This is a genomic window from Bradyrhizobium cajani (assembly GCF_009759665.1).
In the GTDB taxonomy this organism is placed as follows: domain Bacteria; phylum Pseudomonadota; class Alphaproteobacteria; order Rhizobiales; family Xanthobacteraceae; genus Bradyrhizobium; species Bradyrhizobium cajani.
In genome coordinates, this window is the sequence record NZ_WQNE01000004.1 from 105,629 (window position 1) to 122,109 (window position 16,481).

The 16,481-nt window shown below is 65.9% G+C and carries 13 protein-coding genes and 1 pseudogene; 7 read left to right on the forward strand and 7 right to left on the reverse strand.

Features of this window, described 5'->3' with window-relative positions; translation table 11 throughout:
* Positions 1–2 precede the first annotated feature (2 nt).
* Both GPL20_RS07460 and GPL20_RS07465 read right to left on the reverse strand, forming a co-directional pair.
* A complete protein-coding gene (locus tag GPL20_RS07460) occupies positions 3–698 on the reverse strand; it encodes a hypothetical protein (RefSeq protein WP_157328960.1) in 696 nt (231 codons plus the stop codon).
* On the reverse strand, positions 695–1,264 hold the full coding sequence (locus tag GPL20_RS07465) for a sigma-70 family RNA polymerase sigma factor (RefSeq protein WP_157328961.1): 570 nt from the start codon (positions 1,262–1,264) through the stop codon (positions 695–697). Before GPL20_RS07465 ends, GPL20_RS07460 begins: the two co-directional genes overlap by 4 nt.
* A gap of 438 nt (positions 1,265–1,702) precedes the next feature.
* Here GPL20_RS07465 and GPL20_RS07470 point away from each other — a divergent pair, with 438 nt between their 5' ends.
* A complete protein-coding gene (locus tag GPL20_RS07470; protein WP_157328962.1) occupies positions 1,703–2,860 on the forward strand; it encodes a GGDEF domain-containing protein in 1,158 nt (385 codons plus the stop codon).
* Between the two features lie 62 nt (positions 2,861–2,922).
* On the forward strand, positions 2,923–4,023 hold the full coding sequence (locus GPL20_RS07475) for a DUF2336 domain-containing protein (protein ID WP_157328963.1): 1,101 nt from the start codon (positions 2,923–2,925) through the stop codon (positions 4,021–4,023).
* An 11-nt stretch (positions 4,024–4,034) separates the two neighbouring features.
* On the opposite strand, the gene GPL20_RS07480 is transcribed toward GPL20_RS07475, so the two are convergent.
* Together GPL20_RS07480 and GPL20_RS07485 are read right to left on the reverse strand one after the other, a co-directional pair.
* Positions 4,035–4,673, reverse strand: coding sequence for an NrsF family protein (locus GPL20_RS07480; protein WP_157328964.1), 639 nt, complete (start codon positions 4,671–4,673; stop codon positions 4,035–4,037).
* Between the two features lie 2 nt (positions 4,674–4,675).
* Positions 4,676–5,221, reverse strand: a complete 546-nt coding sequence (locus GPL20_RS07485; RefSeq protein ID WP_254126087.1) for a sigma-70 family RNA polymerase sigma factor — start codon at positions 5,219–5,221, stop codon at positions 4,676–4,678.
* Positions 5,222–5,510: 289 nt separating this feature from the next.
* Here GPL20_RS07485 and GPL20_RS07490 point away from each other — a divergent pair, with 289 nt between their 5' ends.
* The 5 genes and pseudogenes from GPL20_RS07490 to GPL20_RS07510 all read left to right on the forward strand — a co-directional run bounded on the left by GPL20_RS07490 (position 5,511) and on the right by GPL20_RS07510 (position 10,294).
* Positions 5,511–6,158 (forward strand): hypothetical protein, encoded by a 648-nt coding sequence (locus GPL20_RS07490; protein WP_157328965.1) that lies wholly within the window; start codon positions 5,511–5,513, stop codon positions 6,156–6,158.
* 144 nt (positions 6,159–6,302) lie between these two features.
* Positions 6,303–7,082, forward strand: a complete 780-nt coding sequence (locus GPL20_RS07495; protein WP_157328966.1) for an enoyl-CoA hydratase — start codon at positions 6,303–6,305, stop codon at positions 7,080–7,082.
* A 187-nt stretch (positions 7,083–7,269) separates the two neighbouring features.
* A complete protein-coding gene (locus tag GPL20_RS07500) occupies positions 7,270–8,700 on the forward strand; it encodes a TolC family outer membrane protein (protein ID WP_157328967.1) in 1,431 nt (476 codons plus the stop codon).
* Positions 8,701–8,724: 24 nt separating this feature from the next.
* Positions 8,725–9,281, forward strand: a pseudogene (locus GPL20_RS07505) (P-loop NTPase family protein).
* 50 nt (positions 9,282–9,331) lie between these two features.
* Positions 9,332–10,294, forward strand: coding sequence for an amidohydrolase family protein (locus GPL20_RS07510; protein ID WP_157328968.1), 963 nt, complete (start codon positions 9,332–9,334; stop codon positions 10,292–10,294).
* Between the two features lie 3 nt (positions 10,295–10,297).
* On the opposite strand, the gene GPL20_RS07515 is transcribed toward GPL20_RS07510, so the two are convergent.
* The 3 genes from GPL20_RS07515 to GPL20_RS07530 form a co-directional block, all read right to left on the reverse strand.
* Entirely contained in the window at positions 10,298–13,414 is a 3,117-nt protein-coding gene (locus GPL20_RS07515; RefSeq protein ID WP_157328969.1) for an efflux RND transporter permease subunit, read from the reverse strand.
* A gap of 219 nt (positions 13,415–13,633) precedes the next feature.
* Positions 13,634–14,878 (reverse strand): efflux RND transporter periplasmic adaptor subunit, encoded by a 1,245-nt coding sequence (locus tag GPL20_RS07525; RefSeq protein WP_157328970.1) that lies wholly within the window; start codon positions 14,876–14,878, stop codon positions 13,634–13,636.
* A 144-nt stretch (positions 14,879–15,022) separates the two neighbouring features.
* The gene (locus tag GPL20_RS07530; protein WP_157328971.1) at positions 15,023–16,423 is read right to left on the reverse strand and encodes a CoA transferase; all 1,401 of its coding nucleotides are present in this window, start codon (positions 16,421–16,423) and stop codon (positions 15,023–15,025) included.
* Positions 16,424–16,481 lie beyond the last annotated feature (58 nt).

The following is a 16,481-nucleotide window of genomic DNA, read 5'->3' on the forward strand; positions in this document are numbered from 1 at the left end:
CCTTACGGCGTCGCCACGGCGAGGTTGACGAACTTCTCGCGCTGCATCTTGCCGAGCAGCGAGGCAAGCTCGTCCTGGCTCATCGCCTTGTCGAACTGGAGGCGGAACATGCCGCCCCTGGCGCCGTCGATGATCGAAGCGTGGTAGCTGTCGAGCAGCGCGGTGATGTCGGCGATGCGCGCCTCGGGCGTGAAGCGCACCAGCGCGCGTGCCGGCGTAGCGGAGGTACCGAGTTCGCGCGTGATCGGAGCGCTGGTCGAGAGCGATGCGGTCTGGAAGGTCGCGGTCTGGTTCTTCATCAGCACGGCGCCGATGATGCCGGCCTGAAGCAGCAGAGCGATCGCGCCGAGGCTCGCCGACCAGGCCAGCGTGCGTGGCGACAGGCTCGCAAAGAAGGTCGAGATGCGCGCCGACAGCGGCAACGAAGCGGTCGCCTGCGCAGGCTCGGCGTCGATCGCGGCGAACAGCTTCTGCATCGCGCGCCCTGACGGCGCACCCAGGCTCTCGTTCAGATGGATGGTCTCTTCGTACTCGCCGCGGATCGCGGCATATTGCCTGGCCAGCTCCGGATCGCGCAGCAGCGCTTCCTCGACGCGGCGTGCATCGCGCGCGTTCAGCGTGCCGGCGGCGTGCCACGGCAGCAGCATCTCGATTTCACTGGGCTCTTGCTCCAGCATCTTCTTGCTCAAAGCCATCATGGCCAGCCTCGCTCAACGCCGGCTGCCTTCAGCAGTTCGGCCAGTTTCTTGCGCGCATAGAACAAGCGCGTCTTCACAGTGTTCTCCGGTATCCCGACGATTTCGGCCACCTCTTCCACGGACTTCTCGTGGTAGTAGACGAGATCGACGATCTCCCGGTGTTCCGGCGAGAGGCCCGTCAGGCACTCCCGCAACGCTTCACTGGTATCCTTCTTCTGCACCACCGTTTCCGGATCGTCGGACGTATCCTCGATCGCGTTCGCGGCGTCTTCGTCCAACTCGAAATCCTTCCTGCGCCGCAGCGCAGACAGGGCCTTGAATCGGGTGATTGCCAGCAGCCACGTGGAAACGGCGGATCGGCCCTCGAACTTGCCGGCTTGACGCCAAACGTCGAGAAACACCTCGCTGATGAGGTCTTCCGCCGCCTGCTCGTCCCGCACGAGCCGGAGGCCGAACCGATACACCCTGACATGGTGCCGCCCGTACAGCACCTGCATGGCAAGCCGGTCGCCTTGAGCGATCCTGGCGATCAGGACCTCGTCCGAAGCCGCCTGGGTCACGCTCAAAGGCCGTCTCGCAAGATTGGTCGGGTCGATATGGCGGACGGTTCGACGGGAGGTGCGAAATTCTTCAATTTACCGCACTCATACGGGAGCCTGTGTGATCCACCCCACATACACGCTTTTTTTCTGACCCGCCCGTGGCGGTCCGCCCTCTCGATCCAGATAGGTAACATAATACTTAGAAACTTCCCTGCGGAATGCCTGTCCGGCACAGGCGGCCCGGTCAAGTCTGGATCCATAGCAGTCCTGCACGACGTATGTCTCACGACCCCCCGCTTTGGCTCGACCGCATTGCACACGATGCCTAATCGCCGGCAAAGATTATCGCCGGCCGGTCTCCCGCGCTCCCTGGATGCACGGTGTGGATTCGGTTGCAAAGGATACCAAACCTAAAGGCTTGCTACGTAGATTTTTGGGCTGACATCCACCACTGGCGAGACCATGAGCACGGCCGCGACGTCCCTTCCGGACCGGAAAGCCGCAGAAGCCGCGGAACTCGCATTGGCGAGCGATGCGTCCTCGCTGGAGGTTCGCGCGCGCCGCATGCGCCAGCGCCGCCAGATGTATATCGGCCAGGTGGTCAGCTACTCGCTCGGTGCATCGGTCCTGCTGCTCTACGCCTACGACGGCACGGTCTCGATGGCCGTTCCATCGATGTTCTGGTTCGGCGGCCTCATGATCATCGGCACGTTCAGCGTGCTGTCGGAGTCCGGCTTCGGCGACCAGTTCGAGGACCACTACCTCACGGTCTTCCAGATCTCGGCGCACACGGCGCTGCAACTGGCGTTTCTGCTCGCGGTGCCGACGGTCGGGGTGGCCTTCATCAGCGTGCTGTTCCTGATCTTCGCCTTCGGCTCGCTGCGCATGACGTCGGGCCAGGCGATGATCACCTGGAGCCTCGCCACCGCCGGGCTCGCATTCGTATTCCTGGCGTCGGACCTTCCGATCGGGCTGCCGGTTGCAACGCGCCTCGAGCGGACCGCCTCGATGCTTTGCTTCGTGCTGGTGATCGGCCAGTGCGCATTCCTCGGGCTGTTCGGCAGCACCCTGCGCAAGATCCTGTACCGGCGCAGCATCGAGTTGAAGGCCGCCTATCAGCGCATCGAGGAGCTCGCCGAGCTCGACGAGCTCACCGGCTCCTACAACCGCCGCTGCATCATGCGGCTTCTCGACACCGAGATCGAGATGTCGCGGCAGGCATCGATGCCCTGCGCGATCGCGCTGATCGATCTCGACTGGTTCAAGCGCATCAACGACGCCTACGGCCACCCGATCGGCGACGAGGTGCTGCGCACCTTCGCGATCACCATTTTCGCCAACATCCGCCCGACCGACTGCTTCGGCCGCTACGGCGGCGAGGAATTCCTGCTGCTGCTGCCGGGCACCGATGGCGAGGCGGCCTCGCGCATGCTCGAGCGCTTGCGCGGAATTGTTGCCGATCTCGACTGGAGCGCATTCTCCCCCGGCATGCGCGTGACGATTTCCGCGGGCGTCGTGACGCTGCGCGACATTGATACTGCCGACACATTTCTCGCGCGCGCCGATAGCGCGCTCTATTCCGCCAAGGCGCACGGGCGCAACCGCATCGCAACGGGCTGACCAATCCATTTTTCCCGGTGCGCGAGAATCCGCCGCCGGACCCAACGCTCCAGGACAGGGCCATGAGATCAAGATCCGCCGAACCAGCCGAGAACCTGCTCGAGGAATTGCAGGCTGCGCTCTCGCACGGCACCGTTGCGCGCCGGGTGGAGACGCTGCGCCGCGTCACCGATCTCTTCGTCGGCAACGTCATGGATTATTCCGACGACCACGTCCGCGTGTTCGACGACGTGTTCCAGTGCCTGATCGAGCAGATCGAGATTTCGGCCAAGGCCCTGCTTGCCGACCGCCTCGCGCCGATCGCGGCCGCACCGCCGAAGATCATCCGCACGCTCGCGCTCGACGAGGTGATCGAGGTCTCCGGCCCCGTGCTGTCGAAATCGGAACGGCTGGACGAGGCGACGCTGATGGAGATCGCGCGCACCAGGGGCCAGGCGCACCTCAAGGCGATCTCGCTGCGGCGGGTGCTCTCGGAAGCGCTGACCGACGTGCTGGTGACGCGCGGCAACGAGGACGTGGTGCAATCGACCGTGAACAATCCGGGCGCGCAGCTCTCCGAGGGGAGCCTCGCCGATCTCGTCACGCGCGCCGAACGCGACGACGGCCTCGCCACCTGCATCGGCCTGCGGCCCGACCTGCCGCGCCATCACTACCTGAGGCTGGTTGCGAAGGCGTCGCTGAGCGTTCGCAGGAAGCTCGAAGCCGCCCATCCGGATCTCGCCGACGAGGTCTCGAGCGTGGTCCAGGAAGCGGCCCAGCGGGTCCGCGCCGCCGCCATGACCAGACAGACCGAGATGGCACGGGCGCTGGTGAAGTCGCTGCACGAGGACGGCCGTCTCAACGAGCTCCAGGTCACCACCTTCGCCGAACAGGGCAAGTTCGACGAGACCAATGCGGGACTCGCGGCGCTCGCGGGCATCCCGGTCGAGACTGCCGAGACCATGATGATCGAGAGCCGCACCGAGGGCGTGATGATCCTCGGCAAGGTCGCGGGGATGTCATGGTCGAGCGTCCGCGCGATCATCGCCATGCGCGAAAGGCTCTCCGGCGGCTCGCAGACCGACATGCTGACGCTGCGCGACACCTACGAGGCCCTGCGCTCATCGACCGCACAGCAGGTGCTGCGCTTCCACCGCATGCAGAGCACGATTCCGGCGGCCTGAGGCGGGATCAGCTAGTACCGTAACACCCTGGAGCCCACCGCGGCGCCGATCGCGGTCACGACCGCAGTCGCGATCGTGTACCAGGTCGCGACGAACAGCGGCGAGTCGTCGGTGCAGTGCGAGGCGTACAGCGTCGCGGCAAGGCCGGCGGACACCAGGCCGGCGAGCGCACCGGCAAGCGCGGGGCGCGACGGCGCGCCGTGGCGCAGGCCGAACAGCGCCCCCGCCAGCAGCGGCAGCGACATCGCGGGAATCGCGAGCAGGCAGACCCTGGAGTTCTTGCCCATCATGCGCATCGTCATCGGCATGGCCGGCGCCATCATCGCCTCGCCGCCGATCGCGACCGCGAGCAGGCCGACCGGCAGCAGCAGCAGCCAGCCCCAGCCGCGCAGCAGGGCTTCGGGCCGCGACAGATGCAGGCTGACGATGATCGCGGGAATCGCGAGCGACAGCGTCACCGCGAACTTCATGTCGAAGAACGGGTTACCCATCGCGCTCATCGCGTCCGGCCGCACGCCGAGGAACGTCGCGAAGATCAGGATCGACAGCGGCGCAGCCACAAGCAGCGCCATGGTCAGCACGGCGCCGACGCGCGGCGCGCGATGGGCGTTGTCGGCTGCGAGCGAGCGGATGAGTTGATCGGTATCCATGACTATTGGTCCCGCAGTTTTGCGGTCAGCGCCGCCAGGCCCCGATGCAGCGCCACGCGCACCGCACCTTCGCTCATCGAGAATTTCGCCGCCGTGTCCTTGATCGAGGCGCTGTCGACCGCGATCGACTGCAGCACGTCGCGCTGGCGCTGCGGCAGGGTGCCCAGCTGCGCAGCAACCTCGCCGGCCGAGGCCGTCTCCTCCCGCGCCTCGCCCGGCAGCGTCTCGGCAAAGTCGTCGATGTTGACGAAGACGCGCCTGCCGCGCCGCCGCAGCGCGTCGATCAGCTTGTTGCGGGCGATCGCGAACAGCCAGGGCGCGAAGGGGGCTTCGCTGTCCCAGGTGTGCCGCTTCAGATGCACCGCCAACAAAATCTCCTGCACGATATCCTCGGCCTGGTCGGGAGGCTGCCCGGCACGTGCCAGGCCGCGCCTCGCAGCAGCGCGCAGCACCGGCGTGACCGCCTTCAACAGGCGATGATACGCCGCATCATCGCCCGCCATGGCCGACCGCATCAGGCCGGTCCACTCGTCCTCACGTCCGCGCACGCGCGCCCCTCACCAAGCAATTCGGCCGCTTGTTCAATTTGTTACGCCGGCCTCCGCGCAATCACGAATTCGTGATTGAAGCCGGAAACCTCGCTCCGATGACGGCCATAGAACCCGCGACGGCTCATAACACCGATCGGTCCGATCCGCACCCGGCCTGCGGCCGCGGCAGGGGTTTGCCGCTTTTTTGCCCGGTGGAGCGCGAAGATTCCCATTTTTTGCCCCGCTGTGGTCACGCCCCGGCGTCTCTGTTCGGTCCCGGGATGGGTGGATTGGGGAGATCGTCAACATGATGAAAGCCAGCGGACACGCCGCCCTGATTCTTCTGGCCGGCCTTTTCTTGCTGTTCGGAGCCAGCGTACAGGCGGCGCCGAACACAGCCGCAAGCGACAAATCGGACAGCGCGGGCAAACAGGCCGACACGGTCAAGCCGAGCAAGCACCGGCGCAACGAGTCGCGCCGGACCGGCAGCAGCAAGACGGTGCAGAAGTCCGACGACAAGGCCGACAAGAAGGCCGACGAGGCGAAGGCCGACAACGGCGTTCCGGCCTCGAGCCAAATGCCGCCGGACGTCGCCAACGCCAATGCGCAGCTCGCCGCCGCTGATACGCCGACCGCGGCCGCGGCATCCGCGATGACGGACCGCGCCAACGGCAATGTCCAGGCCGCGGCCGATAATACCGCCGCCCCGAACGCCGAGAGCCAGATCGTCGCACCCGATCAGCTCAACGATGTCGATCGCGCCCTGCAGCAGGACAACCCGCCGGCGCAGAAGGCGGTGATTGCCGCGACCGACGCGCAGCCGCGCCCCTCGCCGGTGCTGGCAAGCAGTCAGCAGAGCTCGGCCTGGGACCAGAGCTCCCTGATCGGCAAGATCTTCATCGGCGTCGGCACGCTGCTGACGCTGGCCTCCGCCGCACGCATGTTCATGGCGTGATTGCCGGCGGCTGGATCCTGGCCTGACCTCGTCCGGAACGCGCTTCCCGCCGCGCGTTCCGGCTGCCGTGCCCCTTCCCGATCCCCTTGAAGCCCACCGCGCCAGCGGGCACATTGTCCGCCCAATCAAAAGCGTGGGTGGAGCATGAGCACGTTCGAACACATCATCGTCGAAAGCAAAGGCGCGGTCGGCATCGTCAAGCTGAACCGGCCGAAAATGCTCAACGCGCTCTCCTTCGGCGTCTTTCGGGAGATCGCTGCGGCCGTCGACGATCTCGAGGCCGATGACGCCATCGGCTGCATCGTCGTGACCGGCAGCGAGAAGGCCTTCGCCGCCGGCGCCGACATCAAGGAGATGCAGCCGAAAGGCTTCATCGACATGTTCTCCGAGGACTTTGCCGCGATCGGCGGCGACCGCGTCGCGCGCTGCCGCAAGCCGACCATCGCCGCGGTCGCCGGTTACGCACTCGGCGGCGGCTGCGAGCTCGCCATGATGTGCGACATCATCATCGCCGCCGACACCGCCAAGTTCGGCCAGCCCGAGATCACGCTTGGAACCATTCCCGGCATCGGCGGCACCCAGCGCCTGACGCGCGCGATCGGCAAGTCGAAGGCGATGGACCTCTGCCTGACCGGCCGCATGATGGATGCAGCCGAAGCCGAGCGCAGCGGGCTCGTCAGCCGCATCGTGCCCGCCGACAAGCTGATGGACGAGGTGATGGCGGCAGCCGAGAAGATCGCCGCGATGTCGCGTCCCGCGGCCGCGATGGCCAAGGAAGCGGTCAATCGCGCCTTCGAGACCACGCTCGCCGAAGGCATGAGCGTCGAGCGCAACCTGTTCCACGCGACCTTCGCGCTGGAGGACCGCTCCGAGGGCATGGCGGCGTTCATCGAGAAGCGCAAGCCGGTGAACAAGAACCGGTAGGCCGAACGGTCAGGCTGGCGTAAGGCGCTGACGCGCTTCCGCGGGAAAATCCTGTGACGAAGCTGCAACAAGCACGGATTTCATGGGGGTTTTCCCCGCGGCAGTTTGCCTGCGGGACCTCGGCTGGTTAAACAGGTAAGAGGGCCGCCGTCGGCGGGGGCGGACAGCCGGGGTTTAGCGGGATTACATGATTGGGCGTGCCGCCAGAGCTGGTCGCGTGATGACGCGGCATCTATCGGGCGTGGGTCCTGTACTTGCGACATGGACCACGTTGGCGCTCGCGTGCGCCCTTTCCTCCACAGCATCGGCCGAAGCCCTGCCCGAGGCGCTTGCCAAGGCCTACCAGACCAATCCGCAGCTCAATGCCGAGCGCGCGCGCCAGCGCGCCACCGACGAGAACGTGCCGCAGGCGCTCTCCGGCTACCGGCCGCAGATCGTGGCCAGCCTCAGCGCCGGCCTGCAATCGGTGCGCAATTTGCTGCCCGACAACACCGTCCAGACCGGCAATCTGAAGCCATGGATCATCGGCGTCACGGTGACGCAGACCCTGTTCAACGGCTTCCGCACCGCCAACAGCGTGCGCGCCGCGGAACTCCAGGTGCAGTCGGGCCGCGAGGCACTGCGCAATGTCGGCCAGGGCGTGCTGCTCGATGCGGTGACCGCCTACACCAACGTGCTCGCCAACCAGTCGCTGGTCGAGGCGCAACGATCCAACGTCGCCTTCCTGCGCGAAACGCTCGCCGTCACCCAGCGCCGCCTCAACGCCGGCGATGTCACCCCCACCGACACGGCGCAGGCCGAAGCGCGCCTCAACCGCGGCCTTGCCGATCTCAACGCCGCCGAAGTCGCGCTCGCAGTGAGCCAGGCGACCTATGCGCAGGTGATCGGCAATGCGCCCTCGCAGCTTCGTCCGGCCGAAGTGGTCGACCGCTATCTGCCGAAGAGCCGCGAGGACGCGATGACGATGGCGATCCGCCAGCATCCGGCGGTGATGGCCGCGAGCTTCGACGTCGACGTCGCCTCCACCAACATCCGCATCGCCGAAGGCACGCTGCTGCCGAGCGCCACCATCCAGGGCAGCGCCAGCAAGAGCCGCAACAACGACCCGACGCTCAGCACCCTCGCCGAGGACCAGGCCTCGATCGTCGCCAATGTCACCGCGCCGATCTACGACGGCGGTCAGGCCGCCGCGCAGACCCGGCAGGCCAAGGAGATCACGGCGCAGAGCCGGCTCGTGCTCGACCAGGTGCGCAACCAGGCGCGCACGGCGGTGGTCAGCGCCTGGGTTGCCAATGAGGGCGCCAAGATCACGGTCTCGGCCTCGGAGTCCGAGGTGAAGGCCGCGACCGTCGCGCTTCAGGGCGTGCAGCGCGAGGCCGCCGGCGGACAGCGCACGACGGTGGACGTGCTGAATTCGCAGGCCGACCTGATCCAGGCCAAGGCCCGCCTGATCGGCGCGCTGCGCGACCGCGTGATCGCCTCCTACACGCTGCTCAGCGCCGTCGGCCATCTCGACGTCAAGACGCTCAACCTGAACACGCCGGACTATCTGCCCGAAGTGCACTACCAGCAGGTCCGCGACGCCTGGCACGGCCTGCGCACGCCGTCGGGGCAGTAGTTTCACATCCTTGGCCCGGTGCCGATGAAGAGCCGCCGCATCCATCTGATGGGAGCTTCGGGCTCCGGCGTAACGACGCTCGGCCGCGCAGTGGCGACCGGCTTGCGCTTCCGCATCACGACAGCGACGATTATTTCTGGCTGCCGACCGTGCCGCCCTACCAGACGACACGCCCGGCTTCCGAGCGCCTGCGCTTGATGCGCGAAATGTTCCTGCCGCGTCTCGACTGGGTGCTGAGCGGATCCGTCACCGGCTGGGGCGAGGAACTCGTTCCGTTCTTCGATCTCGTCGTCTTCGTGACCGCGCCGCGCGAACTCCGGATGAGACGCTTGCAAGCCCGCGAAGCCACGCATTTCGGCACGGAGGCCGTGGCACCGGGCGGCTGGCGCCACGAGGAGACCCAATCCTTCGTGGAATGGGCCTCACATTATGAAGCCGGCGATCGCGAAGGTCGCAGTCTCGCAAAGCATGAGGCGTGGCTCGCGGGTCTGCCCTGCCCGGTCGTGCGCGTCGACGGCTCTCGCCCGCTTGCGGATCTTGTCGAGCAGCTATGCAGCGAAGCGGAGCGACTGCCGGGCTGATGTGATACTGTCCCTGCATCACATCCAAATAACGAAGCGGGACAGAAACCATGCTCAACCGACGCAGCGTCCTGCTTGCCTCCCTTGCCGCCGGAGTAGCCATGTCCAGCAAAGCTCACGCAGGCCCGTCGCAGCCCGCGACGCCGGTCAATTTCGACGTTCCGGCGCATGCCTGCGACTGCCACACGCACATCCATGGCGATGTCGATAAGTTTCCGTTCTTCGCGGGACGCGTCTACACGCCGGAGCCGGCGAGCCCCGAACAGATGGCCGCGCTGCACAAGGCGCTGCATGTCGAGCGCGTGGTGATCGTCACGCCGAGCGTCTACGGCACCGACAACGCCTCGACCCTGTTCGGCATGAAGGCGCGCGGCGCGACTGCGCGCGGAGTGGCCGTGATCGACGACAAGACGACGGAAGCCCAGCTCGACGCGATGCATGCCGACGGATTCCGCGGCATCCGCATCAACCTCGCGACCGGCGGCATCAGCGATCCCAATGTCGGACGCAGCCGCTTCACCGCAGCGGTCGAGCGCATGAAGGCGCGCGGCTGGCACGTGCAGCTCTACACGACGCTGCCGATGATCTCGGCGATCAAGGACCTGGTGCTGGCCGCGCCGGTGCCCGCCGTGTTCGACCATTTCGGCGGCCTCGAGGCTTCGCTCGGACTGGAGCAGCCGGGATTTTCCGATCTTGTCGCGCTGGTCAAATCCGGCAAGGCCTATGTGAAGATCTCCGGCGCCTATCGCTCGTCGATGCTCGCGCCCGATTATCAAGACATGGCGCCTTATGCCCGCGCGCTGATCGCGGCGAACGCGGACCGCGTCGTCTGGGGTACCGACTGGCCGCATCCGGACTCGAGCCATGTCGAGGGACGCAAAGCCACAGACATCGCGCCGCTCTATCAGATCGACGACGGCCGGCTGCTCAATCAGCTCCCGGTGTGGGCGCCGGATGCGGATGTGCGCAAGAAGATCCTGGTCGACAATCCGGCGCGGCTCTACGGGTTCTGACGGTCAGCGCGCGCGGCGGGAGAAGAAGGAGATCAGGACCGGCAAGGTCACCAGGATCACCACCGGCGCCAGCATCATGCCGGTGACGACGACGACCGCGAGCGGCTTCTGCACTTGCGAGCCGATACCCTCCGACAGCGCCGCCGGCAGCAGGCCGACGCCCGCGACGACGCAGGTCATCAGCACCGGCCGGAGCTGCAATTCGCCGGTGCGCACCACCGCGCTCATCCGATCCAAGCCTTCCTCGATCAGCTGGTTGAACTGCGACAGGATGATGATGCCGTCCATCACGGCGATGCCGAACAGCGCGATGAAGCCGATCGCCGCGGAGACGCTGAATGCGGTTCCGGTGATCAGGAGACCAAGCACGCCGCCGAAGATCGCCATCGGGATCACGCTCATGGCGAGCAGCGTGTCGGTCATCGAGCCGAAATTGAACCAGAGCAGCACGCCGATCAGCGCCAGCGAGATCGGCACCACGATCGACAGCCTTCGGATCGCGTCCTGGAGGTTGCCGAATTCGCCGACCCAGTCCATGTGCGAACCGGGCGGCAGCTGCACCTGCTCGGCGATCTTCTGCTGCGCCTCGCGGATCGCGCTGCCGAGATCGCGCTCGCGCACCGAGAACTTGATCGGCAGATAGCGCTCCTGCTGCTCGCGATAGATGTAGGCCGCTCCCGAGACGAGGCTGATGGTGGCGACCTCGCTCAGGGGAATCTGCGTGACGGCGCCGTTCGGCCCGGGCGCGCCGATGCGCAAATTCTGGATCGCCTCCGCGCTCCTGCGATATTCCGGCGCCAGTCGAACGATGATCGGGAAGTGGCGGTCGCTTCCGGGTTCGTAGAGATCGCCCGCGGTGTCGCCGCCGATCGCGACCTTGATGGTGGCGTTGATGTCGCCGGGCGTGAGCCCATAGCGCGCGGCCTTGGCGCGGTCGATGTCGATCTGCACCGTCGGCTGCCCGAGCGAGGTGAACACCGCAAGGTCGGTGACGCCCTGCACGGTGGACAGCACCTGCTTGATCTTGTTGGCGGTGTCGGTGAGCGCCTGGAGGTCGCTGCCGAACAGCTTGATGGAGTTCTCGCCCTTCACGCCGGACACCGCTTCGGAGACGTTGTCCTGGAGATACTGCGAGAAGTTGAACTCGACGCCGGGGAAGCGGTCGTCGAGCTGCTTCAGCAGCTGCGCGGTCAACTCTTCCTTGTCGCGCGTGCCGGGCCACTGGCTCACGGGCTTCAGCGGCGCGAAGAACTCGGCATTGAAGAAGCCGGCGGCATCGGTGCCGTCGTCGGGGCGGCCGTGCTGCGACACCACGGACTCCACTTCGGGCCGCGCACGGATCACCTTGCGCATCTCGTTGACGTAGCTGTTGCCCTCCTGGAGCGAGATCGTGGGCGGCAGCGTAGCGCGAATCCAGAGATTGCCCTCCTCCAGCTTCGGCAGGAATTCGAGGCCGAGCAGCCGGCCGAGCGCCACCGTCATCAGCACGAGGCCGACGGCGCCGCCGAGCACGATGTTGCGATTGGCGACGGCCCAGTTCAGCACCGGCGAGTAGATCCGGTGCAGCATCAGCATGACCCTGGTCTCGGTCTCCTCGACATGCGCGGGCAGGATGATCGCGGACAGTGCCGGGGTCACGGTGAAGGTCGCAAGAAGTCCGCCGGCGAGCGCATAGGCATAGGTGCGCGCCATCGGCCCGAAGATGTTGCCCTCGACGCCGGAGAGCGTGAACAGCGGCAGGAAGGCCGCGATGATGATCGCGGCGGCGAAGAAGATCGAGCGCGACACGTCGGCCGCGGCGCTGAGGATGGCATGGCTCTTCATGCCGAACAGCGTCTCATTGGAGACATGCTCGAATTCGGTGAACGGCGTGGTCTGGGTCAGCCGGCGGAAGATCGCCTCGACCATGATGACGGTGGCATCGACGATGAGGCCGAAATCGATCGCCCCGACCGACAGCAGGTTCGCCGATTCCCCGCGCAGCACCAGGATGATCACGGCGAAGAACAGCGCGAACGGAATGGTGGCGCCGACGATCATCGCGCTGCGCAAGTCTCCCAGGAAGATCCACTGCAACAGCACGATCAGCAAGATGCCGATCACCATGTTGTGGAGCACGGTGTGGGTGGTGAGCTCGATCAGGTCGCCGCGATCGTAGATGCGCTCGATGCGCACGCCGGGCGGCAGGATGCTGGAGTTGTTGATGGTTTGAACGAGTTGGTGGACGCGCTTGATGGTTGGCGAGCTCTGCTCGCCGCGGCGCATCAGGACGATGCCCTGCACGATGTCGTCGGAATCGTCGAGGCCGGCGATACCGAGCCGCGGCTTCTGGCCGACGGTGACAGTGGCGACGTCCTTGACCAGCACCGGATTGCCGCCTGTCTGCGCCACCATGGTGTTGGCGAGGTCGTCGATCGACCGGATCAGGCCGACGCCGCGAACCACGGCCGATTGCTGCCCGATATTGACGGTGTTGCCGCCGACATTGACGTTGGAATTGCTGACCGCCTGGAGCAATTGCGGCAGCGTCAGGCCGTTGGCGACCAGCTTGTTGAAGTCGACCTGGAGCTCATAGGTCTTGCTCTTGCCGCCCCAGCCGGTGACATCGATCACGCCGGGCACGGCGCGGAAGCGGCGCTGGAGAATCCAGTCCTGGATGGTCTTGAGGTCGAGCACGCTGTAGTTCGGCGGACCGACCAGGCGGTAGCGGAAGATTTCGCCGATCGGACTGAGCGGCGAGATCTGTGGCTGCACGTTGCCCGGCAACGGCGCGAGTTGCGCCAGGCGGTTCAGGACCTGCTGCAACGCCTCGTCGTAGGTGTAGGCGAAGGAGAACTGGAGTTTGACGTCGGAGAGGCCGTAGAGCGAGATGGTGCGGATCGTGGTCAGGTTCTTCAGACCTGCGACCTGGGTCTCGATCGGGATGGTGATGTAGCGCTCGATCTCTTCGGCCGACAGGCCGGGGCTCTGCGTCACGATGTCGACCATCGGCGGGGTCGGATCGGGATAGGCCTCGATGTTGAGTTGGTTGAAGGCGATCAGTCCGCCGATCAGCACGGCGACGAACATCCCGACCATCAGGAAACGCCGGTTGACGGCAAGGGCGACGAGACGATCCATTTACGCCGGCAGTTGTTCTCCCTCGCCCCGCTTGCGGGGAGAGGGTTGGGGTGAGGGGGAATCTCCGCGGGGACGGTGAGAATTGGACTCGCGGAAAGTCCCCCTCACCCGGATTGCTTCGGACGACGCTTTGCGTCGCCGAGCGCAATCCGACCTCTCTCCGCAAGCGGGGCGAGGTGAAGCGAGCCCGCGCGCGACCTGGTTCACGTCAACATTCTTTCAGCTACCGGACGCCGCGCGGTCGATGAACAGGCTGCCTTTGGTGACAATCTGCTCGCCAGGCTTCAGATTGCTGGTCACCTCGACGAGATTGCCGTTGATGAGGCCGATCTGGATCTGGCGCAACTCGACCGACTTGTCCTCGCGCGCGACCCAGATGCGGACCTGGCTGCCCTCATAGATCAGCGCCTGCTTGGGCACCGCAGGCGCGGCGCGGTCGCCGGCCGAATAGATCGTGACGTTGGCGAACATCTCCGGCTTGAGCAGACCATCCTTGTTGTCGATGGTGGCGCGCACCAGAAGGCGGCGGGTGGTCGGATCGATCGCGGCGGCGACGTAGTTGATCTTCGCGGTGAACGGCCGGCCCGGCAGCGCCATCACGTTGACGGTGATGTCCTGGCCGATGCACACGGCGGCTGCATCGCTCTCGCGCACGAAGGCGGTGAGCCAGACCGTGGAGAGATCGCCGATCACGAAGACCGGATCGCTGGCGCCCGAATTGACGTACTGGCCGGGGCCGATCTTGCGCTGCACGACTGTGCCCGCGATCGGCGAATAGATCGTGATTTCCGGATTGATGGCGCCCCTGTCCTGGAACGCCTTGATGGTCTCGTCGGTGAAGCCGAGGATGCGCAGCTTGTTGCGCGCAGCTTCCAGCGCCGTCCCCGACGAGCGCATGTCGTTCTGCGCCTGGACCTGGGTCGCTTCCGCCTGCTGATAATCCTTCAGCGGAATGGCGTGGCCTTCATAAAGGTCCTTGGCGCGCTTGAACTGGATGTCGGCGAGCTCGAGCGCCGATCTCGCCTTGTTCTGCGAGGTCATCGCCGCGATGAAATCGTTCTGGGCCTGCACGGTGTCGGCGGCCTCGATCGTGAACAGCGGTTGGCCCTGCTTCAGACTCTCGCCGGGCTTGGCGAGCAGCTTGGTCACCCGGCCCGCATAGGGCGAGAACACCGGCGTCGAACGGTCCTCGTCGACCGCGACCTTGCCCTCGGTGACGTATTCGGCGCGGAAAGCCTTGGCCTTGACCGGCTCGATCGTCAGCGTCGCCCACTCGGACGGCGTCGGCGTGAAATTCTGCGCATTCCTGCGCGACTGGCTGGAGATCTCGGAGTGCTTCTTTTCCTTGGACCCGTAATAGAGGAAGCCGTAGGTCCCGGCGCCGGCAAGAGCTAGCAAAACTACGGATGCGATCACCCGTTGTTTTGTAAGCACCTGCGTTCGCTTGGTGTTTTGAGCTACCATGGACCCGGTCATGTCTGCGATGATGCCGGCAGATGACTGCCTGATCGATTGCGCTAATAGTGCCGAATTGAGATTTCAAACAACCTAAAAAGTGCAGATCGCCTTACGGTTTGCGTTAAAAAACCCTCCCGTGTCAGCTCCACGTCAGCTTGGGGCCGGCCATTGCGGCGGATGACTGCCGAGCGGCATGGCGGGACGCGCCCATCGCGCCGGCGTTGTCGACAGCATCGCCGAATGGCGCACCGCCTTCAACATGCCGAAGCCAGATGGCATGCTCTCGATGAACGCAGCATGTACGGCTTCGCCCGTAAGATCCGGAGTATCCAGCCCGCCGTCGAGCCGGCCGAGATTCCACAACCAGCGCGCGGTCTGCGCCAGCGATACCCGCACGTGCCAGCTGCCGCCTTCGCGGGCCTGACGCGCCCTGGCCATCATCGCACCGAACGCCATCAGATAGCCGGTGGCGTGGTCGAGCATCTGCGCAGGCAATTCCTTCGGTCCGTCGATGCCGGCGGCCTGCCCCTCGGCATGGTTGAAGCCCGTCGTGGTCTGCACCAGCGAGTCGAAACCGCGCCGCTCGGCCCATGGTCCGGCATGGCCATAGGCCGACAGCGTGACATAGACGATGCCGGGATTGATTTGCGCTGCGTCCTCCGGTGCGAAGCCGAGGGCGGCAAGCGCGCAGGGGCGATAGCCCTGCGAGAAGATGTCGGCCTCCTTCAGCAGCTCGCACAGTTGCGCCCTCCCCGCTTCGCTCTTCAGCTCGATGAAGGTGGCGAGCTTGCCGCGGCCGGTGTCGATGGCGAGCCATGGAATTGCGGGCAGCTCGGGCCCCGATACCAGCAGCACATCCGCGCCGTGTGCCGCGAGCGTGCGGCCGGCGACGGGGCCCGCAATGACGCGGGAGAGATCGAGCACGCGAAGGCCGGCGAGCGGACGATCGCCTTTGGACCACGGCTTGGGCGGGGCTTCGCCGATCTTCTCGATCGAGATCAGCGGCAGCTCGGCGAGCGCACGCGCCTGCGGCAGCGCCGACCATTCGTCGCAAGTGCGCATCAGGGCAACGACGCCGCCCGCTGCATAAGCTGCAGTCTCGAAATCCTCGCCCTTCCATTGCATCAGTGCCGCCTGCACCTTGTCGCGCGCCGCCTCGCAGGCGAGCACCTTGCAGACGGCGTCGCGGTGATGCGGGAAGTTGGTGTGACAGCGCACGAAGCGGCCATCGCCGGTCTTGTAGACGCCGGCGATGGCGTCCCAGGCCGGGGGCGGCGGCTTGTCGTCGACGCGCAAATAACGCTCGGAACGGCATTCGGCGACGGCGTGGCGCATGTCGACATGGACGTCCTGCACCTCGCCGCCGCGCAGCCTCCAGATTTCGGCAGCGGCGAGGCCGGCGGCAGCTATCGTTGCTTGTCCCGCAACGGCGACACGAAACGAGGATGGGATCTGCGGCTCCTCGCCCGTCAGCCGCACGCGGTCGAGCGCAGCCGCATCGCCGCCGGCGGAAGTCCAGATGTCCCTGAGAATGCCGGCGGGGCTTCGCATGGCCGCTTCTCTCCCGTTCGGATGGGCATGATACCCGAAAACCCACTAAAGACTTTTC

Excerpts from the sequence above, each read along its gene's own strand:
- GPL20_RS07460 (WP_157328960.1), bottom strand. The coding sequence starts at position 698 with ATGATGGCTTTGAGCAAGAAGATGCTGGAGCAAGAGCCCAGTGAAATC.
- GPL20_RS07470 (WP_157328962.1), top strand. The coding sequence starts at position 1,703 with ATGAGCACGGCCGCGACGTCCCTTCCGGACCGGAAAGCCGCAGAAGCC.
- GPL20_RS07475 (WP_157328963.1), top strand. The coding sequence starts at position 2,923 with ATGAGATCAAGATCCGCCGAACCAGCCGAGAACCTGCTCGAGGAATTG.
- GPL20_RS07480 (WP_157328964.1), bottom strand. The coding sequence starts at position 4,673 with ATGGATACCGATCAACTCATCCGCTCGCTCGCAGCCGACAACGCCCAT.
- GPL20_RS07490 (WP_157328965.1), top strand. The coding sequence starts at position 5,511 with ATGATGAAAGCCAGCGGACACGCCGCCCTGATTCTTCTGGCCGGCCTT.
- GPL20_RS07495 (WP_157328966.1), top strand. The coding sequence starts at position 6,303 with ATGAGCACGTTCGAACACATCATCGTCGAAAGCAAAGGCGCGGTCGGC.
- GPL20_RS07500 (WP_157328967.1), top strand. The coding sequence starts at position 7,270 with ATGATTGGGCGTGCCGCCAGAGCTGGTCGCGTGATGACGCGGCATCTA.
- GPL20_RS07510 (WP_157328968.1), top strand. The coding sequence starts at position 9,332 with ATGCTCAACCGACGCAGCGTCCTGCTTGCCTCCCTTGCCGCCGGAGTA.
- GPL20_RS07515 (WP_157328969.1), bottom strand. The coding sequence starts at position 13,414 with ATGGATCGTCTCGTCGCCCTTGCCGTCAACCGGCGTTTCCTGATGGTC.
- GPL20_RS07525 (WP_157328970.1), bottom strand. The coding sequence starts at position 14,878 with ATGGTAGCTCAAAACACCAAGCGAACGCAGGTGCTTACAAAACAACGG.
- GPL20_RS07530 (WP_157328971.1), bottom strand. The coding sequence starts at position 16,423 with ATGCGAAGCCCCGCCGGCATTCTCAGGGACATCTGGACTTCCGCCGGC.